Annotated in this window: 22 protein-coding genes; 6 read left to right on the top strand and 16 right to left on the bottom strand. The window is 37.0% G+C overall.

What is annotated here, in order from left to right; translation table 11 throughout:
• Nucleotides 1-141: 141 nt before the first annotated feature.
• The 6 genes from ACKWCD_RS15330 to ACKWCD_RS15305 all read right to left on the bottom strand — a co-directional run bounded on the left by ACKWCD_RS15330 (nt 142) and on the right by ACKWCD_RS15305 (nt 10,852).
• A complete protein-coding gene (locus ACKWCD_RS15330) occupies nt 142-2,574 on the bottom strand; it encodes an ABC transporter permease (protein ID WP_413984835.1) in 2,433 nt (810 codons plus the stop codon).
• A 67-nt stretch (nt 2,575-2,641) separates the two neighbouring features.
• Nucleotides 2,642-5,041, bottom strand: a complete 2,400-nt coding sequence (locus ACKWCD_RS15325; protein WP_413984834.1) for an ABC transporter permease — start codon at nt 5,039-5,041, stop codon at nt 2,642-2,644.
• A gap of 22 nt (nt 5,042-5,063) precedes the next feature.
• A complete protein-coding gene (locus tag ACKWCD_RS15320) occupies nt 5,064-7,445 on the bottom strand; it encodes an ABC transporter permease (RefSeq protein WP_413984833.1) in 2,382 nt (793 codons plus the stop codon).
• A 65-nt stretch (nt 7,446-7,510) separates the two neighbouring features.
• Complete coding sequence (locus ACKWCD_RS15315) at nt 7,511-8,206, bottom strand: ABC transporter ATP-binding protein (RefSeq protein WP_413984832.1); 696 nt, start codon at nt 8,204-8,206, stop codon at nt 7,511-7,513.
• 73 nt (nt 8,207-8,279) lie between these two features.
• Nucleotides 8,280-9,530, bottom strand: coding sequence for an efflux RND transporter periplasmic adaptor subunit (locus ACKWCD_RS15310; RefSeq protein WP_413984831.1), 1,251 nt, complete (start codon nt 9,528-9,530; stop codon nt 8,280-8,282).
• Nucleotides 9,531-9,583: 53 nt separating this feature from the next.
• Complete coding sequence (locus tag ACKWCD_RS15305) at nt 9,584-10,852, bottom strand: TolC family protein (protein WP_413984830.1); 1,269 nt, start codon at nt 10,850-10,852, stop codon at nt 9,584-9,586.
• Between the two features lie 364 nt (nt 10,853-11,216).
• Here ACKWCD_RS15305 and ACKWCD_RS15300 point away from each other — a divergent pair, with 364 nt between their 5' ends.
• On the top strand, nt 11,217-12,581 hold the full coding sequence (locus tag ACKWCD_RS15300) for a sigma-54-dependent transcriptional regulator (RefSeq protein ID WP_413984829.1): 1,365 nt from the start codon (nt 11,217-11,219) through the stop codon (nt 12,579-12,581).
• Nucleotides 12,582-13,928, top strand: coding sequence for a sensor histidine kinase (locus tag ACKWCD_RS15295; protein WP_413984828.1), 1,347 nt, complete (start codon nt 12,582-12,584; stop codon nt 13,926-13,928).
• A gap of 7 nt (nt 13,929-13,935) precedes the next feature.
• Here the strand turns inward: ACKWCD_RS15295 and ACKWCD_RS15290 are convergent, their stop codons facing one another.
• From ACKWCD_RS15290 to ACKWCD_RS15270, 5 genes are all read right to left on the bottom strand, one after another.
• Nucleotides 13,936-14,280 carry an MGMT family protein gene (locus tag ACKWCD_RS15290; protein ID WP_413984827.1) on the bottom strand — a complete coding sequence of 115 codons (345 nt, stop codon included), beginning with the start codon at nt 14,278-14,280 and terminating at the stop codon, nt 13,936-13,938.
• 3 nt (nt 14,281-14,283) lie between these two features.
• Nucleotides 14,284-14,913 carry a LysE family transporter gene (locus ACKWCD_RS15285; RefSeq protein ID WP_413984826.1) on the bottom strand — a complete coding sequence of 210 codons (630 nt, stop codon included), beginning with the start codon at nt 14,911-14,913 and terminating at the stop codon, nt 14,284-14,286.
• A 17-nt stretch (nt 14,914-14,930) separates the two neighbouring features.
• The gene (gene trmB, locus ACKWCD_RS15280) at nt 14,931-15,602 is read right to left on the bottom strand and encodes a tRNA (guanosine(46)-N7)-methyltransferase TrmB (RefSeq protein WP_413984825.1); all 672 of its coding nucleotides are present in this window, start codon (nt 15,600-15,602) and stop codon (nt 14,931-14,933) included.
• Between the two features lie 58 nt (nt 15,603-15,660).
• The gene (locus ACKWCD_RS15275) at nt 15,661-16,725 is read right to left on the bottom strand and encodes a sensor histidine kinase (protein ID WP_413984824.1); all 1,065 of its coding nucleotides are present in this window, start codon (nt 16,723-16,725) and stop codon (nt 15,661-15,663) included.
• 119 nt (nt 16,726-16,844) lie between these two features.
• The gene (locus tag ACKWCD_RS15270; protein ID WP_413984823.1) at nt 16,845-17,531 is read right to left on the bottom strand and encodes a response regulator transcription factor; all 687 of its coding nucleotides are present in this window, start codon (nt 17,529-17,531) and stop codon (nt 16,845-16,847) included.
• A gap of 238 nt (nt 17,532-17,769) precedes the next feature.
• Between ACKWCD_RS15270 and ACKWCD_RS15265 the strand changes: the two genes are divergently transcribed.
• The 3 genes from ACKWCD_RS15265 (at nt 17,770) to ACKWCD_RS15255 (ending at nt 19,654) form a co-directional block, all read left to right on the top strand.
• Nucleotides 17,770-18,078: a T9SS type A sorting domain-containing protein gene (locus ACKWCD_RS15265; protein ID WP_413984822.1), complete on the top strand. Its 309-nt coding sequence runs from the start codon at nt 17,770-17,772 to the stop codon at nt 18,076-18,078.
• Nucleotides 18,079-18,249: 171 nt separating this feature from the next.
• A complete protein-coding gene (locus ACKWCD_RS15260; RefSeq protein ID WP_413984821.1) occupies nt 18,250-18,576 on the top strand; it encodes a T9SS type A sorting domain-containing protein in 327 nt (108 codons plus the stop codon).
• A gap of 100 nt (nt 18,577-18,676) precedes the next feature.
• On the top strand, nt 18,677-19,654 hold the full coding sequence (locus ACKWCD_RS15255) for an acyl transferase (protein WP_413985052.1): 978 nt from the start codon (nt 18,677-18,679) through the stop codon (nt 19,652-19,654).
• A gap of 18 nt (nt 19,655-19,672) precedes the next feature.
• Here the strand turns inward: ACKWCD_RS15255 and ACKWCD_RS15250 are convergent, their stop codons facing one another.
• Nucleotides 19,673-20,014, bottom strand: a complete 342-nt coding sequence (locus ACKWCD_RS15250) for a hypothetical protein (RefSeq protein ID WP_413984820.1) — start codon at nt 20,012-20,014, stop codon at nt 19,673-19,675.
• Between the two features lie 6 nt (nt 20,015-20,020).
• Entirely contained in the window at nt 20,021-21,319 is a 1,299-nt protein-coding gene (gene tyrS / locus ACKWCD_RS15245) for a tyrosine--tRNA ligase (protein WP_413984819.1), read from the bottom strand.
• Nucleotides 21,320-21,423: 104 nt separating this feature from the next.
• On the opposite strand from tyrS, the gene ACKWCD_RS15240 reads away from it, so the two are divergent.
• Nucleotides 21,424-22,431, top strand: a complete 1,008-nt coding sequence (locus ACKWCD_RS15240) for an NAD-dependent epimerase/dehydratase family protein (RefSeq protein ID WP_413984818.1) — start codon at nt 21,424-21,426, stop codon at nt 22,429-22,431.
• Here the strand turns inward: ACKWCD_RS15240 and ACKWCD_RS15235 are convergent.
• Genes ACKWCD_RS15235 through ACKWCD_RS15225 form a run of 3 tightly spaced genes read right to left on the bottom strand, consistent with a single transcriptional unit; the run spans nt 22,397 to nt 24,893 of the window.
• Nucleotides 22,397-22,825: a DUF4296 domain-containing protein gene (locus ACKWCD_RS15235; protein WP_413984817.1), complete on the bottom strand. Its 429-nt coding sequence runs from the start codon at nt 22,823-22,825 to the stop codon at nt 22,397-22,399. The genes ACKWCD_RS15240 and ACKWCD_RS15235 overlap by 35 nt on opposite strands.
• A gap of 2 nt (nt 22,826-22,827) precedes the next feature.
• Nucleotides 22,828-24,162, bottom strand: a complete 1,335-nt coding sequence (locus tag ACKWCD_RS15230) for a dihydroorotase (protein WP_413984816.1) — start codon at nt 24,160-24,162, stop codon at nt 22,828-22,830.
• A gap of 2 nt (nt 24,163-24,164) precedes the next feature.
• Complete coding sequence (locus ACKWCD_RS15225; RefSeq protein ID WP_413984815.1) at nt 24,165-24,893, bottom strand: polyprenol monophosphomannose synthase; 729 nt, start codon at nt 24,891-24,893, stop codon at nt 24,165-24,167.
• Nucleotides 24,894-24,924: the final 31 nt, after the last annotated feature.

Here is a 24,924-nt window from a genome sequence, read left to right as displayed (position 1 = left end):
AGAAGTGTCTAATTCCATGCCATATAATTAATTTACTAAAAATCAGTTGTTTATGTGGTTTTTATCAAAATAGAGGCATCGCAACTGTAAAATATTTTTACAAAAAGTGTCCATTATTTGTACAGATTTCTCCCAAGTGTTTTATTCGGTTCTTAAACTTTTTACCGGGTTGACAATAGCCGCTTTGATACTTTGATAACTTACCGTAATAATGGCAATTGCAATCGCCAAGAAACCCGCCAAGGCCAGAACCCACCAACTAATTTCTATTCGATACGAAAAATCTTCCAGCCATTTATTCATGGCATACCACCCAACAGGTAACGAAATAAGTATTGCTATGCCAACGAGCTTTAGAAAGTCCATGGTGAGACGATAGGATATTTGACCCACACTTGCACCAAGCACCTTTCTTACACCGATTTCCTTGGTTCTCTTTTCTGCGTTAAAAGCGGCTAATCCGAATAATCCGAGGCATGCAATGAATATCGACAGTACTGTAAATACTATGAAAATATGTCCAAGCCTTTGTTCAGCTTGGTAGGTATTGTTAAAAGAATCTTCCATAAAACTATAGGCAAAGGGCTGTTCTGGAATGTTCTTTTTCCATACTCCCTCAATTCCCGCTACAGCGGCAGAGAAACCCCCTGCATTTATGCGTATGGCCATGTTGCCAGTCGAACTCCCTAGTTTTAGGCTTAAGGCACCTATATCATTTCGTAGTGTTTCGAAATGAAAATTTTCAATAACACCTATTACCGTTGAAAATTCTCCATTCTCATCCCCAAGTTCACTTGAGAGTCTTAATCCCAATGCATCTATGGGACTCACTCCTAAAAGAAAAGCAGCTGTTTCATTTATAATTATAGCTGTAGAATCGGTCATCCGTTGCTCGTTAAATTCACGCCCTGCTTTCAGCTTTATGTCCAACGTTTTCAAGTAATTATAATCTACAAGCCATCGCTGCATATTCACGGCATCTTCTTGGTCAGTAAAGCCTTCTTTGAAAAACGTATAATCCGACCTAGAAGAAGGGGTAGGCAGAAAACTACTTATAGTGGCGCTTTCAACTTGTGCCAATTTTTGCACTTCTTGCTGAAGGGTCTGACCTTTTTCCCCAGCTCCATAAAAATCTTGGACCACCAAAACCTGGTCTTTGGAGAATCCTAAATCTTTACTCTGTATAAAATCAAGTTGCTTAAAAACAACTAGTGTACTTACGATTAGAAAGACCGAGATGGCGAACTGAAAAATGACTAGGGAATTGCGAATATTACCACCTCCCACACTTCCTTTTCCTAAACCTTTAAGAACCTTTACTGGAATGAACCGAGACATGAAAAATGCTGGATACCACCCTGAAAATAGACTTAACATCAATGCGGAAGCGAGAAGAACCAACCAAAAAATCGGGTTCGCAAAAGGCATGCTAATTTCTGTTCCTGCTAGTTCATTAAAGAAAGGTATGGCTACAATTGCTATTGTAACGGCAACCATAAGTGAAATAAAGGATATTAGCCCAGATTCAGTAAGAAATTGTCTTATCAATCCAGATTTGTTAGACCCAAGCGTTTTTCGAATACCTACTTCTTTTGCCCTTTTCAAGGAATAGGCGGTAGACAAGTTCATGAAATTGACACTGGCCAAGAGTATTAAGAATAGCCCGATAAAAGAAAGAATATAAATGTTTTGTATTGATCCGTTCGCGCTTAACTCAAAACGTGCTTCTGAATACAAGTGAATATCCGTAAGCGGTATTGAGTAATAATTCACATAGTTACCTGTAGCTCTAAAGTTTTCTTCCGTAATACCGGGATATATCTTCTGTACCCATGGAATTAAATAATCTCCAACAATTCCTTGAAGTGGGGCCTGAAAATCTTCAATTCGGGCACTTGGAATGAGTTTGATAAAAGTAAAGTAATTATGACTGCCCCATTCACTTTGCTGGGCATCTTCATAACCAGACATGGCCATAAGAACACTATGGTCTCTTAATAGGGAGTTTTTAGGCAAATCATTTATAACACCCGTAACCGTGTATGTATCTGTATTATCAAGCAATACTTCTTGCCCAACCGCATTGTTCACCCCAAAATGCTTTTCAGCAGCAGTTTTAGTGAGTATTAAGGTGTTTGGTTCTTTTAAAGCTGTTTCAGTATCGCCCACCAATAAGTCTAAACCGAACATTTCAAAGAAGTTGGCATCAGCAAAGGCTGAATTTAACTCTTTGGTGTTGTTATTAGTACTACTTCTTCGAATGAGAACACTTCCTAGGTTTCTAATTCTAGTAGCCATCTCCACCTGAGAAAAGTCATTTTCTAAAACCGCAGCCATTGGAGCGGCCGTTTCCGCAGATTTACTTTCGTCTCCCCCAAACTTTATGTCCGCATTTACTCTATGAATGCGCTCCGCATCGGCGAACATCTTATCATAGCTCAATTCACTATGAATATAGAGTGCTATGATTAACCCACCGGCCATGCCGATGGCAAGCCCAAAAATATTTAAGAACGTAAAAAAGGGTTGTCTTTTAAGACTTCTCCAAGCGATTTTTATGTGATTTTTAAACATGATTGATGATTTTTGAACCCCTCCCTAGCCCTCCCCCAAGGGGAGGGAACTTGTTCGGAGTTATTTCTTATTCCGTTCTCAAACTTTTCACAGGATTCGCCTTCGCCGCTTTAATAGCTTGAAAACTCACCGTCAAAACCGTAACTCCCATTGCGCCAACAACTGCAAGGACGAAAATCCACCATTCGAGAATTACACGATACGGATAGTCTTGCAACCAACCGTTCATGATGTAATAGGATATGGGTATTGCGATAAAACATGATATCGTTACCAGTTTCAAAAAGTCTTTGGAGAGCATATTCCAAACATTAAATACGGTGGCACCCAATACTTTGCGCACTCCAATTTCCTTAGTGCGCTGTTCTGCTACGAAAGAAGTCAGACCAAACAATCCTAAGCAACTGATTAAGATAGCTAAAGCTGTGAAAATTCCTGATAAGCTGCCAATACGCTCTTCTGACGCGAACTTTTCCCCATATTCGTCATCTATAAAATCATACTCAAAGGGTATATCTGGAAAATGCTCTTTGAATACCCGTTCGACAACTGCTATATTCTCGCTGGAGCTTTTCTCCGGATTCAATCTGAGGTTATAATAGCTGGAATTATTAAATCGGTCATATACATAAACCCCTTGTTTTACAGGTTCATAGGGAGATTGTGTAATCATGTCTTGCACCACACCGATAATTTTTAGTGGTGGATTCGGGTCTTCCTCGTCATCATCTTTCAAAAATTTACCAACGGGGTTGGGCATTCCCAAATATTTCTTGGCGGTCTCATTGATAAGCACTCCCAAAGAATCCGTAGCGAATTCTCTAGAAAAATCCCTTCCTTCAACAATCTTTAAATTCAATGATTTTGCATATTCTGGAGAAACTTCGGTCCAAGCTAAATCTTCCTGAAAACCTTCAGGTTTTCCTTCCCATGTAAAACCTCCTCTGTTAGACCAAATTCTTGTGGTCGGACTACTGGAAGATGACATCTCAACAACGGCATTGGAACTTAAAAACTCCGTGCGCATCAAATCGTACTTTCCATTAAAATCTTGGCTAAATGTAGGAATCTGTATTAACCCCTCCTTATCATAGCCTACAGGTCTATTCTTAGCATAATTAATTTGCTGCATTACGATGACCGTACCAATTATGAACGCCACTGATACGGTAAATTGGACTACTACCAGTATTTTTCTTGGCAGACCAGCATATCGGCCTGCTTTAAAAGTTCCTTTGAGTACATCTACGGGTTTGAACGAGGACAAGTATAATGCTGGATAACTGCCTGCTAACAAAGCTGTAAAAAGAACAAACAGTAAAGAAATACCCCAAAAAATTGGGTTTGACCATGGAAAGGCAATCTCTTTTCGGGCTAACTCGTTAAACCCGTTTAGGGATAGCAATACAATCACTAAGGCAATGAAGAAAGCAAATAGGACAACCAAGAACGATTCACTTAAAAATTGATAAATCAATTGACCTCTTTGAGAACCGATTGATTTACGAATTCCAACTTCTTTACTCCTTTTTTCGGATCGTGCGGTGCTCAGGTTCATAAAGTTGATACATGCCAACAAAAGCACGAAAGCACCTATAAACCCAAATAACCAAACGTATTTGATGCGACCACCCGTCTGTTTCCCATTTTCAAAATTCCCGCGGAGATACCACTCTTCCATAGGGAAAAGGAAAATCTGCGGATTAAATTCCGCCGTATCCTCGTTCAAGTCTTTCTTTACATTACGAATAGACTCGCTTGTTCTCTCCATATTCGTATTATCCGCCATTTGAACGAACATTTGAAAAGAATTGTTACCCCAACTATCCTCAGCATTTCTTACCCATTCTGTGGTGGCCAAATATTGTTCCCAAGGGATTAGGTAATCGGTATCATTAAACGAATTGTTTACCGGAATATCTTTGTATACGCTAGTGACCATCAAATCATATTGGTTACTTACCTGAACTGTCTTTCCAATCGGCTCTTCGTCACCAAATAGGGCTTTGGCTGTGGATTCGGATAGCATAATTGAATTGATTTCACGAAGTCCATCTTTTTCACCCTTGATAATCTGCAGATCTAATAGCTCAGGTGTTTCTCTTTGAGCACAATTACCTGTTCTTGAAAGATTGGTTTCTTTATATTTTAGGTAGCGATCGCTCGTCCAAGTAACCATGACTAAGTGCTTGAAATTATCCCCATAACCTTCTCGTAATGCTTTTTCCAAAGGTCTTGGAATAGCAGGTCCTGTTCCGGTGTCATTATTGAAGGTTTGCGATTGAAATACCTGTGCAATTTTGGTTTTGTTTTGGAAATAGCTGTTATACGTAAGCTCATCTTGAATCCAAAGACCAATGATTAAGGTTACCGCCATTCCTAGGGCTAGTCCGCCAACGTTAATAAGGGTATAACCCTTGTTTTTGACTAGGTTCCTCCAAGCGATTTTTAAATAGTTTTTAAACATGATTGATGATTTTTTGATTGATTTATTCCGTTCGCAAACTTTTTACGGGACTTGTAAAAGCGACTTTTAAAGTTTGATAGCTAATGGTTATAAGCGTGATTGCCATAACCGCTATAATAGCAATTATAAAGTACCACCAGTGTATTTCCGTACGATAGGTATAGCCTTGTAACCATCGATTCATCGCAAACCACGTAATTGGGGTCGCCACCAAACCAGCCACCAAAATCAGTTTTAGAAAATCAATGGAAAAGAGAGTTAAAATATTACCTACGTTACTTCCCAATACTTTTCGAATACCAATTTCTTTGGTTCGTTGTCCAACGAAGAAAAGAATGAGTCCATAAAGCCCTAAACAGCCTATCAAAATTGCCAATCCAGAAAATGCCTTGGCAAGTGATAAATAGCGTTGCTCGGTCTCATACATTTCTGCAACCCTTTCGTCTAAAAATCGATAATCAAAAATATATTTCGAAAACGTTTGTGACCATTCTTTATCAAGCTGTTCTAAAGTGGTTTTTGTGTTTAAGTGATTTATTTTCACTGCTATTTCTCCATACCAATTGATATTTGCAGCTATAAAAACGGGACTTATTTCATCCGTAAAACTGTTGTCATGAAAATTCTTGATTACACCTACTATTGTGGCTCTCGTATCACCATTAACCGCGATCTTTTTACCTAATAGTTCCTCAGTAGAGGAAAGCCCTAATTTTTCGGCAAACTTTTCATTTACAAGCATTTCGCTAATTGAATCACTTTTAAAAAAATTTCTTCCCGTTACAAGTGGAATACTAAAAGTTTTAAGATAGTCTTCATCGGCAATTTTGGCCTGAATAACAAATTCTTCATCTTCGGGATTATTGTGGTATCGCACACTTGTTCCCCAGTCATTTGATTCTCCTCCAGGACTACTCAAGCAACCCGAAACGCTTTTTACACCTGAAATTTTACTTAAGCGTTCTTTCAGGCTATAAAATTGAGTAGTTTCTATATCAGCGGGAATTTCAAGCATTACGATAGACTCTTTATCAAAACCTAAATCGCTGTTAAGCGCATAATTTATTTGCCTTGATATCACAATCGTTGCCACAATGAGCGCAATGGATATTACGAACTGTGTTATTACGAGTACTTTTCGTGTTGTTGTTCCTCCTGTACTATTATGACTAAGTTTTCCCTTTATCGCCAAAACAGGAACGATACGAGACATTAATATCCCTGGATAGCTTCCTGATAGGAAAGCGACCACCCCCAAAAGCAGTGCTACAAAACCAAAGAACTTCACATTGATAAGGCTTTCGGCTGAAAGTTGTAGTTCAAAAAGAGCATTAAATGAAGGAAGAAATAATATTGCGAACAATGCGCCTAACCCCAAAGCGAACAGGCTAATAAGAAAGGTCTCGATCAAGAACTGCCAAAACAAATGCTTCTTAAAACTACCCAAAACCTTCCGAATACCAATTTCTTTGGAACGATAAAAGGTTTGGGCCGTTGAGATATTGATAAAATTGATACACGCGATAACTATCAAAAAAAGACCAATTATACCGAATACGACTAAAAATGTTGGATCAAGACCTGTAAAATCAGGATTGAAATGGATGTCAGCAAGGGGTTGTAATTTGTAAACATGTGGGCTCTTGCTATTGGGCCTGTGTATTTTGGGAAGTTGCTCAAGAGCGGTTTCAATAGTAGCTATATTCTGATTAGGTTTCAGCAGGGCATAACATTGGAGATTGCTTGTCACACCTCCCCAAGTCTCACCTGCTGCAAATCCAAAATTATCTGCTAAATTCTGGAAGGAGATAAAAATCTCGGTGTCTAAAAAAGTAGCTTTCGGAAGATTTTTTAGAACCCCTGTGACTTCAATGGTTTTATCATTCTCTAAAACAAAGCTTTGCCCCACCACATTTGTCTGTCCAAAAAGGGTTAAAGCCACATTTTTAGTAATAATAGCCGTATTTGGGGCCGAAAGGGAAGTAACTTTAGCGCCATTCACCAATGGAAAATTGAAAATATGAAAGAAATCTTGCTCTACAAAAGCAACATCTCTTTTAAACTTCTTGTCCGTTCCATTCTCCTTTAAATCGAGTACCAAACCATCTCTCCAAACGATTTTCGCTACCTTATCCGCATAATCATATTCTTCGCGAAAAACCTTAGCAAAACCCGGAGGCACACTTGACCTGTAAGCAATATCATCTCTATGAATTTCAGTATTCAAGCGAAAGATTCTATCCTTATTTTCATGAAAAGTATCGAAGGAAAGATGAAAACTTAAGAAAAGGTAAATCAATATGCTGCTACCGAATCCTATAGCTAAGCCAAGTATATTTATAGCAGTGAAGACCTTTCTTTTTAGAAGGTTCCGCCAGGCAATTTTTAGATAGTTCTTAAACATGATTGTTCGTTTTTTGATTGATGCTACTGAAGCCCGTTCAGTATAAATTGATGAATAAACTCCTATTACATCATGGCCCCGATTTCTCTATTCTGACTCTCTGTAACAATTTGACCATCAAATAGATTCACTACGCGATGGGCATAATGTGAATCGCGATCGGAGTGCGTTACCATTACGATAGTAGTTCCTTCTTGATTAAGCTCGGTCAACAAATTCATTACTTCGATTCCGTTTTTAGAATCCAAATTACCTGTTGGCTCATCGGCCAATATCAATTTCGGATTGGTCACAACTGCTCTTGAAATAGCAACACGTTGCTGCTGACCTCCTGATAATTGTTGCGGAAAGTGTTTTTCGCGATGCGCAATTTTCATACGCTCCAATACTGCCATTACCTTTTCTCTTCGTTCTGTCTTACCCATTTTCAAATAAATAAGGGGCAGTTCGACATTTTCATAAACGGTTAGTTCATCGATAAGATTAAAGCTCTGAAACACAAAACCTAGATTCCCTTTTCGCAGTTGGGTACGTTGACTTTCTTTGAGTCCGCCTACTTCATGACCGGCAAAATTATAGCTTCCTTCCGTTGGGTTGTCTAGCATTCCAATAATATTCAAAAGGGTAGATTTACCACAACCAGAAGGCCCCATGATTGCGGTAAATTCCCCTTCCTCAACTTTTAGATTTACATTGTTTAGGGCTAAGGTTTCAACTTCCTCAGTTCTAAAGCTCTTTTTCAAATTTTGGATTGTTATCATTTTTTGATCGATTTTACGTGTTTATATATGTAATGACATCTCGACTCCGCTCGATGTGACAGTTTTTGCTTTTTTATTTTAGAACAATTCGTTCCGCTTCACCAAAAGAATCATAGTTACTTGTGATTACCTGCTCCCCGGCATCCAAGCCTTCAAGAACTTCGTAATATTTTGAGTTTTGTTTTCCGATTCTAATGGGTCTTTTCAATGCCTCATCACTTCCGGGTACTACGACAAAAATCCATTGGCCACCCGTACTTTGAAAGAAACTTCCTTTGGGTAAAAGGAGTGCATCACTAGACTCCCCAAGCTGTAACTTTATATTATAGCTTTGTCCTGTGCGTATCGTTTCTGGTTTTTCTTCTGTAAAAACAAGGTCTACTCGAAACCTTCCGTTTCGTACTTCTGGATATACTTTTCTTACTCTCAAAGGAAATTCATTCCCATTCCGTTCTAAAACTGCGACTAAATCCCTCTTGACCCGATCAATATAGTGCTCATCTATATCGGCCTCAATCTTATAATCCGTTAATACATTCAACTGACCAATTCGTTGCCCTTGCGTTATATTCTGACCGATTTCGGCATCTAGAAACCCTAACTGACCATCAGCAGGCGCGCGAACATTTAAATGATCTAAGCGTTGATATACCATGCCAAGTGTCTTTTGCATTCTTGCCAAATCGGCATCCAGTCCGGTTAAAGAAGTCTTTCGGAGTTCGTCATCGGTTTCTGTTTGTGTTTTTACAATATCATATTGTTGTTGCGATAGCTCATAGTTTTCTTTTGACAACTGATATACTTCCTTTGAAATGAGTTCCTCATCAAACAGCGCCTGATTTTGTTCAAAATTCCGTTTCAAACGCTGTAAGTCTGTACTGGCGGTAGCTAAAGATCTACGTCCTTCCACTTGGCGCGAATCAAAGTTTAGTCTCGTAGATCTAAGATCATTTTGCTTTAGTGCCAAATTACTTTCGCTATTTAAAATCTGCTCGTAAAGATTGATATTCTCTAACTTGAGAATAATATCTCCCTTCTTGACCATAGTACCTTCTTCTATGAGTTTTTCGGTTACTCGGCCTCCTTCATAAGCATCCATATAAATAGTGGTAATGGGAGCTACATTCCCATTGATAGTTATGTAGTCGTCAAACTTCCCCGCTGTTACCTCAGCTATAGAAAGCTTGTCCTTTTCCGTTCGGAAGGTGGAGACCGAAGTTGAGAAAAGCAGCTTGTAACCCACAAAAAGGACCAATACACCCAATGCGATGTATCCATAATGCTTGGGCCGTAAACCTTTTTTCTTTTCGAGTTGTATATCCATCTTATTCTGTTTCGTTTTATGTTCATTTCCTTGTAGGAGGAAATCTATTCTTTCTAGTTAATGTTAAAAATTGGTAAGCCCTTATAAAAATCCAAGGTGCTTTTATTTACCTCTGATCGCAGTCTAACCTGTAGGTCTGTATTTTGTGCGTTTGCGAAAAGGTTTTTTGCAGTAAAAAGCTCGATTGCGTTAATAAGTCCCTTTTCATAGCGTTTTTGTGCAATGGTAAAGGCAAGGCTCTGCGCTTTTACATTCTGAGCACTTTGTTCGAGCTCAACCAAAAGGGAATTATGGTCCTGTACCAATTGTTGTATCTCTTGAAAAACGACTTGTTCTTGTATCTCTAGATTGTTCTCAGCTCTTAACCGGTCTATTTTTGCTTGCTTTACTCTAGATCTTGCTGACCAACCGTTGCTAATAGGAACATTAAGCCGCACGCCAATAAACTGCGAGGTATTATCTCTGAACTGTTCACGAAAAGGCAATGTATTACCAAGTGTGTCTCTAGTCGTCTCAAAATAACCTGTCCCTATACCAGCAAATGCCAATAAAGAGGGATATAGTCTACCCCGAGCAACGGCCACTTGTTTCTTTGCAGCTTTAGCTCGAAATTCTTGCGCCTTTAGTACAGGCAAAAACTCCCTTGCTTTGGAATATACCGAATCAGAACTAAGATTAAGCTCATTTTCCGATTCGGACTTCTCAGTAATGCTAGAGAAAATTTCAATATCTGAAGTCTCCTCAAGGTTCATTTCTTGAATTAGCAGTAGCTTGGCACCTGCCAGCTGATTTTCGCTTTGAGTAACATTTAACTTATCTGCCAACAACAAAGATTCGGCCTCATACAAATCGGCGCCTGCCATAAGTCCTAGTTCAATTTGCTTTGCAACCAAATCATAGTTTGATTGTGATACGCCCAATTGTTCTTTTGATATGGCAACCAAACCTTCGAAAAATTGAATGTTATTAAAGGCCTGCATCACACGGAAGGCAAGCAAGTATTTTTGTTGCAGGGTCTCTTGTTGTGTTGCCTTGTACAAAAATTTAGATGCCTTTATGGAATTCATCTTTTGAAAACCTTGGAATAAATCAATCGAAGATTGTAGGGAAAAAGGATTTTGAAAAAAATCGGTGGTAACAACATCGTTTGTAAATGGATCTGTACTTCTTCCGAAGTTAACTGTATATGATGATTCACCATTTACATTCGGTAGCAGATTCCGTATGGATTGTCTGTAATTTTCTCTACCCGCCTGCTCAGTGTAATTGAAATCTTTTAGCTGAAGATTATTTTCCAAGGCATAACTTATACATTGATCCAACGTCCAAGTCTCTTGAGCTTTTGCTGAAAAACAAACAAGTGCTAAAAAAATAAATATTATTTTAATTTTTCGGTTCATTCTATATAAGTATGCCAAAGTCTTTACTATTTATATGCCAAGAAGTTAAATCTTTGATTTTCAATTATTTAAAAACAAATCATCTCAACAAATAAATTCGGAGTGTAAAATAGTTATACAGATGTTGTCAAAAAAATGGACACTTGTTAAAATTACTCCCTTTCATATTGTAGCTTTAAAAAATTCATTCAAGACCTCTATATTCAGTAGTTAAGGCTACAAACGGTTTTGTGTGTTTATTAATGGAATATTTTTTGTTACCGACAGCTAACGACAACAATGTATTATGTTAGACTCAAAAATTCTCGTCATCGATGATAACAAAAGTGTACTCAGTGCGCTTGAAATTCTACTGCAATTCGAATATAAAACGGTTGAGACAATCTCCAACCCTAATCAGATATCTTCCTTCCCGAATTTGAAGGATTTCGACATTGTTCTTTTAGACATGAATTTTTCCGCTGGGGTTAACACAGGAAATGAAGGCCTTTTTTGGCTTCGAGAAATTAGAAAAAAAGCTCCCCAAACCTCTGTAATTATGATGACTGCTTATGGAGCGGTAGACCTAGCTGTAAAGGCTTTGAAAGAGGGAGCTACTGATTTTGTTTTGAAACCTTGGAACAATGACAAGCTATTGGCTACTGTCAAATCCGCTTATGAGTTGCGTAAATCCCGAAAGGAAATTAACAAACTCAAACAAAAAGAAGGGCAACTAAAACAAGTTATCAATCAGAATAAGAACTATATAATTGGTAACTCAAGAGCCCTAACTTCAGTTCTAAATTTAGTAGGCAAGGTTGCTAAAACCGATGTAAATGTTTTGGTAACGGGGGAAAACGGAACGGGCAAGGAATTAATCGCACGAGAATTGCATAAACTCTCTAATTTGAGTAATGAGGTTTTTATTTCTGTTGATATGGGTTCAATTTCCGAATCATTATTTGAGAGTGAACTTTTCGGACATATGAGAGGGTCATTTACAGATGCTAAGGAAGACCGTGCCGGAAAATTTGAAGCCGCAAATGGAGGTACCTTGTTCCTCGACGAAATTGGAAATTTATCACTACAGACCCAGGCCAAATTACTATCAGCAATTCAAAATAAAACCATTGTACGTGTAGGCTCAAACAAACCCATCTCTGTAGATATTCGACTTATTTGTGCTACCAATGAGAACTTAGATAAAATGGTTGCTGACGGACTTTTTCGCGAAGATTTACTCTACCGAATAAATACTATTCAGGTACAAGTGCCTCCATTGCGGGATCGTGAAAGTGATGTTCTTGTTTTAGCTGATTTTTACTTAAATAAGTTCATTAGCAAATATGGTAAACAAGGGCTTCGGATGAATCAAGCTGCTCAAGAAAAACTCATGGGTTACAAATGGCCAGGGAACGTGCGGGAGCTTCTTCATACCATGGAACGTGCTGTAATTCTTTCGGAAGGAAATGTGCTGAGACCAGAGGATTTTCTTTTGGAAGCGAAGAGTGCTATGCCAACCGAAAACGGACCAAGCACTTTGGAGGAAATGGAACTTTTAATGATAACCAATGCGCTCAATAAAAATAACGGAAACTACAGTGCAGCGGCAGAACAATTGGGAATATCAAGACAAACACTTTATAATAAACTTAAGAAAATAGGGAAGTAGATGGTAAGTAGAAACATTTATTTACAGGTGGTACTACGTATCATATTCATAACCTTATCTGCGATTGCGGCGGCCTATTTCTTTTTTGAAAAACAATATATTGCGACGGGTGTCGTCACAATAGTACTAATTGCTCAAACCTCCTCCTTGATATACTTTGTAAATCAGACCAATCGAAAGATTGCCTATTTCTTTGATGCCATAAAAAATGAGGATTTCACGCTTCGTTTCCCTGAAAAATTAAGTGTCAAATCATTGGAAGAACTGAATCATAGTTTGAACATGCTCAATGCCATGATTCAGGATATTTATGTGAAGAAACAAGCCCAAGAGCAGTACTATCAGGAAATTTTAAGGCAAGCGGACATCGGTATTTTTACAATTAATGAGAAAGGACATATTTTATATGCCAACCCAACGGTTCAAGATCTTCTGAACTATCGCCCTTTAAATCATGTGAAACAACTCAACCTGATTGACCATAGTCTTTATAATCTTTTTAAAGATTTAAACCCCTTTGAAAATACCATTTTCAAATTAGGAAATGAAAGAGGAAAACGAGAATTAAGCTTAAAATGTACCCCTATCATGATAGAAGAACAAAAGCTGTTATTGGTAGTGGTTCATGATATTCACAAAGAACTTGATGATAAGGAAACTGATTCTTGGGTAAAACTGATTCGCGTACTTACTCATGAAATCATGAACACTATTACACCTATTACCTCTATCTCTGATTCCATACTTAACTATTTCAAGTCCGGAAATAAATTAACTGAGTCAGGTAATTTTTCTGAAGACCAAATTAGGAACACAGCAAAAGGACTGGAAGTAATTAAAAATCAAGGGACCGATCTTATGAGTTTCGTACAGTCTTACCGAACCTTTTTAAGCGTACCTGAACCGGACAAAGAATTGGTACCTGCTTTAGCACTTTTGGAAAAAATAAAACTTTTACTAGATGAGCAAAAAGATCTAAAAAAAGTTGAAATCGAAATCCTGGTGGAACCCAAAGAACTGGAACTTTATCTAGACGAAAAACTAATAACTCAAGTACTTTTAAATTTGGGAAAAAATGCACAGCAATCCCTTGAACATCATGATAAAGGGAACATTCGGATTATCGCGGGCATCAATAAAATGAATAAAAAATACATTCAAGTTCAAGATAATGGCCCTGGAATATCACCTGAACTACTAGATGAAATTTTTGTCCCCTTCTTCACTACAAAAAACACGGGAACAGGTATTGGACTTAGTCTAACCAAACAAATCATGCGCTTACATGGTGGAAGTATAAGCGTGTCTTCAGCGAAGACGACCCAGTTTACCTTGACTTTTAACTGATTGAAATTTATAAATCGGGTTTAAGTTCTTTAAAAGGGTCCCAAAATATCTCTTCTAAGTTTTGAATTTGATTGTCAATGACTTCAATACCCTCACTTTCTAATAACTGCTGCATGAGGTTTGTGCCATCAAAATGATGCTTTCCAGTGAGGAGCCCTGCTTTATTTACAACACGGTGTGCTGGAACATTTTCCATACTTCCAGCTCCGTTCATTGCCCAGCCTACCATTCGGGCACTTCTTGCAGCTCCTAAGTATTTAGCGATTGCGCCATAGGAAGTCACCCTTCCATAGGGAATTTGCTCAGCTACTTCGTAGACTTTCTGAAAGAAATTTTTGTTTTCTGGTTTCATGATTTAAAAATACAAGCGAAACAAGGTAATGACAAAGAGCAAAACCATCAATCCGCTTAGAATGTAATTGGCATTTTTCGAAAATCGATTTGTTCTTTGTTCCATCTTATCAAAATAAAATACATAAACATACATGCCCAAAAAGGTTCCTAAACCAGCGGAAATTATAAAAATAACCTCATCAATTACTGTATAGTTCATGAAGCCTTGACCGTGAAAAAAAGTATTTATACCTGCATAATAAGGTATCGTCAGTAAATTAAGAGCTGCCAAAAAAGCTCCTTTAGAAAAACTACCTCTTTTTTTTCCCTCAGTAAATTCAATAGCATCAGTAGCCGTCTGCTTTTTTCCTTTTACAAAAAAGAAAATGGCCAGTACGCCAAAAATCACCAAAGCTATTTGCATTAGTATTGCTATGATTTCTGGATTTTGAGAAAGTAATTTTGAAATTCGGACGGCTAAATAAGCCTGTATCATAACGGTAAAACCAACTCCAAGACCAAAAGTAACACCGTTCTTTTTTCCTTTCTCAACGCTTGTTTTAGCGGCATTCATATTCAACAAGCCAGGTGGTAAAGAGGCAACAAAAGCAGCACTAAATGTTGCCGCAAATAAGAGCAGTAGTTGTTGCATTTCTGGTTGATTTTCGACTAATGAATTCTAAACTGAATATAGGTAATTGCTTTCCCTTTTTGAAGGTACTGATTTTCGTAGAAAGTTTGAATTTTTAACACTTCTTCTGGGCTACCTTCATTTTTATAGACATCATGATTAGCATAGATGACCTCTAAACCTAATCCGTGCAGTAAGCCTAAGGTATACCCATGCATGAATTCACTATCTGTTTTAAGATGCATTAAACCATTTGGTTTTAAGACTTTTTTATATTTCTCAAGAAAATCTTGATTGGTCATACGGTGCTTGGTTCTTTTGTATTTGATTTGAGGATCAGGAAAAGTTATCCATATTTCAGAAACCTCATTTTCGGCGAACATCCAATCCACCAACTCTATTTGAGTACGAAGAAAAGCCACATTATCTAGGTTTTCTTCTATCGCGGTTTTAGCACCTCGCCAAAAACGGGCACCTTTAATATCGATTCCAATAAAATTTTTATCCGGATTTCGTTTTGCAAGTCCGACAGTATACTCCCCTTTTCCGCAGCCTAACTCTAAGACAATCGGATTGTCATTTTTGAAGTGCTCTGCCCATTTTCCTTTCAGCACCAAAGAACCATCTTCAATCGCCTTTCTTTTAGGTTGAATAACATTTTTGAACGTTTCGTTCTCCTTAAATCGTTTGAGCTTATTTTTACTCCCCACCGCAACCAAAATTTAATGATTTGCAAAGCTAAGGAAATCTTTGTTCAGGAAGATCAGATCAATTGATCTCTTCTTTTTCTTCCTTCTTTTTTTCAAGGGTAAATGAGAATTCCGAACCAACACCTTCAACACTTTCGACATAAATTCGCTCCTCATGCGCTTCAATAATATGCTTAACAATAGCAAGCCCTAATCCTGAGCCTCCCTCTTTTCGATTTCTACTTTGGTCTACACGGTAAAAACGTTCAAAAAGTCTAGGAATATGTTGTTCGGGAATTCCCTCTCCATTATCAGTAACTCTTATGATAACTTTATTCTGAATAAGGTTTTCGACGCTTACTTCAGTAGTGCCATTTTCATGACCGTATTTTATAGAATTAACCAATAGATTTGTAATTACTTGACGTATTTTTTCTAAATCGGCATTGACATAAATAGGAGTTTCATACTCCATATCAAACATCAGTGTGATTTTTTTCTTTGCCGCTTTCATTTCTAATAGCTCAAAGGTTGTTTTGATCAGTTCGATAATATCAAACACCTCCCATTCAACGTTCAATTCTCCTGCCTCAAGTTTCGTAATAAGGTCAAGATCTTTCACTATATAGAGAAGCCTTTCAACAGCTTTATTTGCTCTTCCCAAATATTTTTTTCTTACGTTTTTATCTTCAAGAGCACCATCCAGCAAAGTTTCAATATAACCTTGAACTGTAAATAATGGAGTTTTTAATTCATGTGAAACATTACCTAAAAAGTCTTTTCTATACTCCTCTCTAATTTTTAAGGTGTCAATTTCTACCTTTTTATCTTGCGCGAATTTTTCAATTTCTTGTGTTAAAGTTGCCATGTCAGTGGTGATCGTTCTAGAAGTCAAAGAACTTGATTCTAACAAAGAAACATCATCATAAATTCTTTTAATACGACGGTAAATGAAGTTTTCAATTCTAAATTGAACGATAAAAAAAGATATTCCGAATGAGATTATAGCAAATACGGCAAGAAACAACCAATCGCTTACCTCTTTATACCACATGAAAAACCCAAGTAGTAGCGTAAGAATTATTACTATAAAGATGGCCGTACGAAAGGCAAATTTATATGATCTTTTTAACCGAATGGCCATGTGAAAGCATTTGAACGAAATTGACCACTCGTCGATTTGAGGGGCATTTACAAATATCTAATTTTTAGTCAAGCTACAATAGGCTTGCTTAAAAAATTGGAGAGTAAAACCGATTCATACTATAGAACAAATTTGTATCCTACTCCTTTAATGGTTTTGAAGTGTTCTTCGCCAATTTTTTCACGGAGTTTTCTGATGTGAACATCTATTGTACGACCCCCAACAACCACTTCATTACCCCATACACGATCTAAGATTACCTCTCTTTTAAACACTTTACTTGGTTTAGAAGTAAGTAATGATAAGAGTTCAAACTCTTTTCTTGGGAGTACCAATTCTACTCCATTATTAATAATTTTATACTCTTCTCTATTTATGACAATATTGCCCACTTTTACAATATCCTCTGCACCTGATTCATCATCTTTCAACCTTCTAAGTAAACCTTTTATTTTGCTTACTAACACTTTAGGTTTTATTGGTTTTGTGATATAGTCGTCAGCTCCAGCATCAAACCCAGCAACTTGAGAATAATCTTCTCCTCGCGCGGTCAAAAATGTAATAATCGTATTTTCTAAGCCTTTTGTGTTTCTAATGATTTCGCATGCTTCGATACCATCCATTTCTGGCATCATTACATCCAAAATGATTAAATGCGGTTGTTTTTTCTTTGCTTTTGCCACACCTTCTACGCCATTGTTAGCCGTATAAACACTATATCCCTCAGAAGACAAATTATAGTTTAAAATCTCTAAAATATCAGGTTCGTCGTCGACTAATAGTATTCTAATGTCCTTTTTTTTCATAGGATGTTAAAATTATTACCCTCAAATGTAAATATAAAACCTTTACCATATTTGCTCTTAACGTTGATTTAATGTGGTAACAATTTGGTAACATAAGGCTTAGATGAATCCCAAAAATTCTTAAATAACACCTTGAGATTACGTTTCGTCGAAAAATTCTGACTTTAAAGAAACCCATATCGACGTTTAGAACGTATTATTATTATATTTGTGGTATACATTTTGTTGACAATACTGTATGAAGCACCTTTACTTAATCGTTTTTTTTCTATTTGTTTCTTTTAGCTATGGCCAAAATGCCAAAGCTAATGGTTCTATTGACGGGTTCAAACTCTACCCAAACCCGGTAACAAATGGTAAAGTATATATCAGTACTACAAAAAAAGAGGCAAAAAAAATATTGATTTTTGATGTATTGGGCACTCAAGTTTTAGAAACCACTATTTTGGGTTCTGAATTAAACCTCTCTGTTTTAGATGCGGGTGTATATGTACTTCGCGTTTATGAAAAAGATAAAGTAGCTACAAGAAAGCTGATTATCAAGTAGAACAACCGAATATTTCAACTCCTTTTCAATTTAATAATGCTCGTTGATTCGTTCAAAAAATCGACGAACGGTTTCTTCAATTTCATTTACCTACAATTTGACGAGTTTCACAACATTCTTTGCGACCAAATGGAGGCTTTCCATATCTTTAGAGTCCCAAATGATTAACCTATGAAAAAATGCTACTTTGGTTTGTTGCTGCTATTTGCCCTTTCTGCTTATGGGCAAGATTCAGCAGACATAAATAAGTCCTTTTCTCCAAAAGAAGATACATCTTTCCGACTTTATCCAAATCCAGCTACGAATGATGTAGTTTATATTACCACAGCAACCAATAGCGTAAAAGATATTGTAGTGTATGACGTTTTCGGCGAGATGGTACTCACTGATAGAATTTCATCAAAATCACTTAACATTTCTAGGCTAGTAGCAGGAGTATATGTATTGCAAGTAGTAGAAAATAATAAGACTATGACGCGTAAATTGGTCGTTAAATAAATATTCTCAACTCAAACTATAAAAGGCCTTTGCATTTATGCACGGGCTTTTTTTATTTTATTAGAGCTAAGGTATGTTTACTTTTACAGTCGGACATAACATGAATACCTCAGCACTATTTGACATAAAAAATGAAAACGATTTTGAAGCAAAAGCTTTAGAAGTGTTTAGGTTTCAACACCATAATAATTTGGTCTATAAACAGTTCTGCTCTTATTTAGGTAGGGACACAAAAAGTGTAAATAATCTATTAGATATCCCTTTCTTGCCGATAGAGTTCTTCAAATCTAAAACCATAATTTCTGGAGATAGTAGCCCGCAAATTTCTTTCTCAAGCAGTGGCACTACTGGAAGCAAAACAAGTCAACATCATGTTGTTGATTTAAATATTTATGAAGTAAGCTATTTGAAAGCTTTTTATCATTTCTACGGAGATATTCAAGACTATTGTGTTCTAGCCTTGCTACCATCGTATTTAGAACGTGAAGGATCTTCTTTAATTTATATGGTGGATGATCTTATAAAAAAAAGCGAACATCCTTCAAGCGGTTTTTATTTAGATGAATTCGATTCCCTTAAAAACAAACTAACGCAATTAGACGCTTCCGGAACCAAAGTTTTGTTGATCGGAGTTTCATTTGCTTTATTAGACTTTGTTGAAAAACATCCTTTGCGATTAAGTAACACCATCGTAATGGAGACCGGAGGCATGAAAGGAAGAAAAAAAGAAATGATTCGCGACGAGTTGCATCATATCTTAAAGCAGGGATTCGGAGTAGAAAAGATTCATTCTGAATACGGAATGACAGAGCTACTCTCTCAGGCTTACTCCGTCGGAGATGGCATATTTAATACTCCTCCTTGGATGAAGGTTTTAATTCGTGATACAGAAGACCCACTTACTTTTCAAAAAGATGAAAAAACTGGGGGGATTAATGTTATAGATCTCGCTAATGTTAACTCTTGTTCATTTATAGCAACTCAAGATTTAGGAAAGCTTTACCGAGACCATAGCTTTGAAATTTTAGGTCGCTTTGATCATTCTGATATTCGAGGCTGTAATTTGATGGCACTTTAGGAAAGAGTTTTTCTTAAATCAACCACCTCCACCATGATTCAAAGTCGAGTTGAAATGAAAGTAAAGAATCACAGCTCCGATTACAATTAATACAAAAAGGCCTAAACCAAAGTAAAAAAATAAGGCACTTAATTTTTGATTGGGGAAACGTGCGAATCCAATGAATAAAATTCCAAAAAGCAAAGCAATTATACTGTACCCAATAAGCAATGGCTTTGCGGCAATTTCAAATTCCGTTAAATGTCCATCAGGAAAGCCCATTGAAACCGTACTCATATAACTCAAAATAGCTGACAACAAAGCTATCACTGATAAAACATAAGCTCGGATTTTAATCTTGGAAGTGCTTTTCGAATGCATATCTCATTAGTTCACAACCAGAACATAATAATTTCTTTTACCTTTTTGCAAGAGTATAAACCTGTCATTGATTAAATCGGAAGTAGTGATCTTATAGTCCCCCTTTACCTTCTCCTTATTAACAGAAATAGCGTTTTGTTTGAGCTCTCTTCTTGCCTCCCCATTAGATGCCAAAAACCCTGTTTGGGCAGCTAAGGCGCCAATCATGTCTAATCCATCACCTTCTAATTGAACTTTTGAAATTTCTGCTTGCGGAACACCATCAAAAACATCTAAAAAGGTATTTTCATTCAACTTTTTTAAATCGTCAGATGTAGATTTTCCAAAGAGAATAGCACTTGCTGCAATAGCATTATCTAAATCTTCTTGTGAATGTACTGCTAAGGTAATTTCTTCAGCCAATCTTTTCTGCAAAGCTCTTTGATGAGGAGTTTCAACATGTTCGGCAACTAAATTTTCTATTTCCGCTTTCTTAAGAAAAGTGAATATCTTGATGTACTTCTCCGCATCTACATCCGAAGTATTAAGCCAATATTGGTAGAACTTATAAGGAGATGTTCTTTCAGCATCTAACCAAATGTTTCCACTTTCTGTTTTACCGAATTTGGTGCCATCTGCCTTTGTAATCAAAGGACAAGTGAGTGCATAGCCCTTTCCACCACCAATTCTGCGAATCAATTCGGTACCGGTAGTAATATTTCCCCATTGATCACTACCACCCATTTGCAAGGTGCAATTGTGTTCTTTATAAAGATGCAAGAAATCATAGCCTTGTACCAATTGATAGGTGAATTCAGTAAAAGACATCCCTTCTTTTGCCTCCGCAGACAAACGTTTTTTTACAGAATCCTTAGCCATCATATAGTTGACGGTTATATGTTTTCCCACATCTCGAATAAAATCCAAGAATGAGAAATCCTTCATCCAATCGTAATTATTGACTAAAACAGCTGCGTTTTCTGTTTTACCGCTAAAGTCTAAAAAGCGAGAGAGTTGTTCTTTTAATGCTTCTTGATTGTGACGTAAAGTAGGCTCATCTAAAAGATTTCGCTCGGCGGATTTCCCTGACGGATCACCAATCATTCCTGTTGCACCCCCAATTAAAGCATAAGGTTTATGACCAGCTAACTGAAAATGACGAAGCATCATCACTCCTACCAAATGACCAATATGAAGCGAATCAGCGGTTGGATCAATTCCAACATACGCAGATTGCATGCTGCTTAAAAGGTGTTCTTCGGTTCCAGGCATTGCATCATGCAACATTCCTCGCCATTTCAATTCTTCAACAAAGTTGGAAGCCATTTCAGTTTGAGTTTATAATTCTGATGCAAATATAAAAGGAAAAAATCCGCTTTTACCGAACTTACAAAAGGAAATTATCTCTGGGTATTCGCTAACTTTGAGTTATGGTTTTAGTCACTGGGGGAACTGGTTTAGTGGGGGCACATCTACTTTTTGATTTGGTGCAGAAAGGTTTTCCTGTTCGGGCCATACATAGAAAAGAAAGTGATCTAAGTCGCGTTGAAAAGGTATTCGGCTATTATTCTGAAAACGCTACTTCATTATTTAATAAAATTGAATGGGTCGAAGCAGATATCAATGATGTGCCTGCTTTGGAATCTGCTTTTAAAAATGTGGAGTATGTATATCATGCAGCTGCACTTATTTCGTTTGACCCTCGGGATTATCAAAAACTACTGAAAGTCAATGCTGAAGGCACAGCTAACATTGTTAATTTATGCATTAAAAACCAGGTAAAAAAATTGTGTTACGCAAGTACAATCGGCACCATAGGAAAAAGCTTGAATAACGCTCTTGCAACAGAAGAAAATGAATGGAATGATCAAAATGTAAATGTTTATGCCTTAAGCAAGTACGAGGCAGAAATGGAAGTATGGAGAGGCTCGCAAGAAGGCCTACCTGTTGTTATGGTGAACCCTGGAGTTATAATCGGACCTGGGTTTTGGAATTCAGGCAGCGGAGCTCTTTTTACTACCGCAAATAAAGGATACCGGTTTTATCCCCCCGGAGGAACTGGTTTTGTAACCGTTCATGATGTTATTAAAATGATGGTGTCGTTGATGGCTTCGAAAATCGAAAATGAAAGATTCATTGCTGTAGCTAAAAACTTGTCTTTTCAAGAAATTTTAATTCGATTAACAAAAAAACTGGATAAGCCTGCTCCGAAGCAAAAATTAAAATATTGGCAGCTGGAAATAGGGCGAATAGTTGATTTGATTTGGAGTACTTTATCTGGAAAATCTAGAAAAATCACCAAAAACGCTATTCACTCTATGAAAAACAGAGATCTTTACGAAAACAAAAAAATACAGCAATTCTTAGACTTTCAATTTGAGTCTATTAACCCAACGATTGATTTTACTTGTCGTTGTTTTTTAAAAGAGAATCTTTAAGCTTCTTTTTTCTTCGAAATTCTTTTTTCCTGGCTGCAGTTAGACTATCTTTTATCTTTTTGGCAGTCTGAAGACGTTCTTTTTCTACTTCTAATTTCGCTTCAACCGCAATATATATTTCTTCATGCTCTTCTGGAATAGAGGCATAGTATCGATCACTTTCCACAAACTGTAAACTATCGATATCGTACTTCTCAAAAATATATTTCGTAGGCTCAAGGTCATAATCTTGAAGTAGTTTAGCATTGGTAGATTTAGCAGCATTTATGATGGCCAAATCGTTTAAAATTTCCACCATTCTTTCTTTCGAAATCAAGTTATCTGGTTTCTCCATTAACTTTTCAGCACAGGAGAAAAAACACGTTATTAAAAGAAAGAGAATTATTTTTTTCATAACTATCGATCAAATGTCAATCTCCTAGCATTTCGTTCTGCGGAAAAGTTTCCGTTTTCATATGCCAAATGCCCGTTCACAAAAGTATGTGTTACTTTAGATGTGAAGGTAAAGCCATCAAATGGAGACCATCCACATTTGTATAAATCATTTCCTCTATTTGCTTGCCAAGAACTATTCAAATCTACCAAAACCAAATCTGCAAAATACCCTTCTTTGACGAAACCTCGTTTTTCTATATCAAATAGTTTCGCAGGATTATGGCACATTTTCTCTACCATTTTTTCCAAAGAAATCATTCCTTCTTTATGCTTTTGTAACATAGCTGGCAATGCATGTTGAACTAAAGGTCCTCCTGAAGGAGCTTTAGTATACACCTCATCTTTTTCCTCCCAAAGATGTGGAGCGTGATCGGTAGCTATTACATCAAGACGATCATCTAATAAAGCTTCCCAAAGTTTTTTACGGTCGGTGGCAGTTTTAACAGCTGGGTTCCACTTTATTAAGGTGCCTTTAGTATCATAATCTTCTTCAGAGAACCATAGGTGATGAATACATACTTCAGCAGTTATTTTCTTTTGCTCTAACGGAATATCATTTCGGAACAATTCCATTTCCTTACCTGTAGAAAGATGAAAAACATGTAATCTCGCGCCCGTTGTTTTTGCTAAATTAATGGCTTTAGAAGAAGAGAGATAGCAAGCTTCTTCACTTCGGATTAATGGATGGTATTTTACTGGAATATCATCTCCATATTTTTCTTTGTACTCCGCCAAGTTGCGTCGAATAGTTCCTTCGTCTTCACAATGTGCAGAAATAACCATTTCGGTACTTCGGAAAATTTTTTCTAATACTTCCTCATCATCAACCAGCATATTTCCCGTAGAAGAACCTAAAAAGAGCTTTACTCCCGAACAGGCCATCTTATCCAAACGTTTTAACTCCTCTAGATTGTCGTTAGTTCCACCAAATAAAAAGGAATAATTAGCATAAGACGAAGCGTTTGCCATAGCGAATTTTTCCTCAAGCTTTTCAATTGTAGTAGTCTGCGGATTCGTATTTGGTTGCTCCATAAAAGTGGTAATTCCACCAGCAATGGCAGCCCTACTTTCCGAAGCTATATTTCCTTTATGAGTAAGGCCAGGTTCTCTAAAATGTACCTGATCATCAATTATTCCAGGCAGCAAATACTTACCAGAAGCATCAATAATTTTAGCTTCGCCTTCAGAAATGTCTTTTCCTATTTTTTGAATGCGATCACCTTGAAGTAACACATCAGCTTCAAAGATTGAATTCTCGTTTACAATAGTCGCATTTTTTATAAGTTGCTTCGCCATTTCTAATATCTATTTTTTTGAAATAAACTATTCCATTTCATTTTTAAAACTCCGAAAATTGCTTCGCTTACAATAGAAGAGCTCATTTTAGATTTTCCCTTAACACGATCTCTGAAAATAATAGAAATTTCCTCGATGTTATAATCCTTCACGTAAGCTCTAAACTTCATTTCAATTTGAAAAGCATAACCTACGAAACGAATCGAATCAAGATCGATATTCTCAAGAACTTCTCTTCTATAACATACGAATCCGGCGGTAGGGTCATGCACCCTCATTCCTGTAATTATTTTTACATAGAATGAAGCTCCATATGATAATAGCACCCTATATAAAGGCCAATCAACGACATTTACCCCTTTTTTGTATCGCGAACCTACAGCTACATCCGCATTGTTTTTACAAGCCGTATGCAAACGCAATAAATCGGATGGATTATGTGAAAAGTCGGCATCCATCTCAAAAATGTAATCGTATTTTCTTTCAATTGCCCATTTGAAACCATGAATATAGGCTGTACCTAATCCTGATTTTTCCTCACGTACTTCCAAATGCAACTTGTCACCAAATTCTTTTTGCAATTGATGCACTGCTGATGAAGTACCATCAGGAGAATTGTCATCAACAATAAGTACATGAAAATTGGTCTTTAGTTCAAAGACAGCCCTAATAATTGCCTCAATGTTCTCAATTTCATTGTAGGTAGGAATAATAACTAAGCTATCAGACATTGAAATGGTTTGATTTCGACAAAAATAGTGT

Origin of the sequence: Maribacter taeanensis (genome assembly GCF_047345145.1) — a bacterium.
In the GTDB taxonomy this organism is placed as follows: domain Bacteria; phylum Bacteroidota; class Bacteroidia; order Flavobacteriales; family Flavobacteriaceae; genus Maribacter_C.
The sequence above is the reverse complement of the archived record's forward strand: the minus strand, read 5'-3'. Positions and strand labels throughout refer to the sequence as shown.

Coding starts and splice junctions, on each gene's coding strand:
- ACKWCD_RS15250 (WP_413984820.1), bottom strand. CDS start 20,014: ATGCATTCGAAAAGCACTTCCAAGATTAAAATCCGAGCTTATGTTTTA.
- ACKWCD_RS15300 (WP_413984829.1), top strand. CDS start 11,217: ATGTTAGACTCAAAAATTCTCGTCATCGATGATAACAAAAGTGTACTC.
- ACKWCD_RS15295 (WP_413984828.1), top strand. CDS start 12,582: ATGGTAAGTAGAAACATTTATTTACAGGTGGTACTACGTATCATATTC.
- ACKWCD_RS15285 (WP_413984826.1), bottom strand. CDS start 14,913: ATGCAACAACTACTGCTCTTATTTGCGGCAACATTTAGTGCTGCTTTT.
- ACKWCD_RS15235 (WP_413984817.1), bottom strand. CDS start 22,825: ATGAAAAAAATAATTCTCTTTCTTTTAATAACGTGTTTTTTCTCCTGT.
- tyrS (WP_413984819.1), bottom strand. CDS start 21,319: ATGGCTTCCAACTTTGTTGAAGAATTGAAATGGCGAGGAATGTTGCAT.
- ACKWCD_RS15225 (WP_413984815.1), bottom strand. CDS start 24,893: ATGTCTGATAGCTTAGTTATTATTCCTACCTACAATGAAATTGAGAAC.
- ACKWCD_RS15310 (WP_413984831.1), bottom strand. CDS start 9,530: ATGGATATACAACTCGAAAAGAAAAAAGGTTTACGGCCCAAGCATTAT.
- ACKWCD_RS15260 (WP_413984821.1), top strand. CDS start 18,250: ATGAAAAAATGCTACTTTGGTTTGTTGCTGCTATTTGCCCTTTCTGCT.
- ACKWCD_RS15290 (WP_413984827.1), bottom strand. CDS start 14,280: ATGAAACCAGAAAACAAAAATTTCTTTCAGAAAGTCTACGAAGTAGCT.
- ACKWCD_RS15315 (WP_413984832.1), bottom strand. CDS start 8,206: ATGATAACAATCCAAAATTTGAAAAAGAGCTTTAGAACTGAGGAAGTT.
- ACKWCD_RS15320 (WP_413984833.1), bottom strand. CDS start 7,445: ATGTTTAAGAACTATCTAAAAATTGCCTGGCGGAACCTTCTAAAAAGA.
- ACKWCD_RS15330 (WP_413984835.1), bottom strand. CDS start 2,574: ATGTTTAAAAATCACATAAAAATCGCTTGGAGAAGTCTTAAAAGACAA.
- ACKWCD_RS15230 (WP_413984816.1), bottom strand. CDS start 24,162: ATGGCGAAGCAACTTATAAAAAATGCGACTATTGTAAACGAGAATTCA.
- ACKWCD_RS15275 (WP_413984824.1), bottom strand. CDS start 16,725: ATGGCCATTCGGTTAAAAAGATCATATAAATTTGCCTTTCGTACGGCC.
- ACKWCD_RS15270 (WP_413984823.1), bottom strand. CDS start 17,531: ATGAAAAAAAAGGACATTAGAATACTATTAGTCGACGACGAACCTGAT.
- ACKWCD_RS15255 (WP_413985052.1), top strand. CDS start 18,677: ATGAATACCTCAGCACTATTTGACATAAAAAATGAAAACGATTTTGAA.
- ACKWCD_RS15265 (WP_413984822.1), top strand. CDS start 17,770: ATGAAGCACCTTTACTTAATCGTTTTTTTTCTATTTGTTTCTTTTAGC.
- ACKWCD_RS15325 (WP_413984834.1), bottom strand. CDS start 5,041: ATGTTTAAAAACTATTTAAAAATCGCTTGGAGGAACCTAGTCAAAAAC.
- ACKWCD_RS15240 (WP_413984818.1), top strand. CDS start 21,424: ATGGTTTTAGTCACTGGGGGAACTGGTTTAGTGGGGGCACATCTACTT.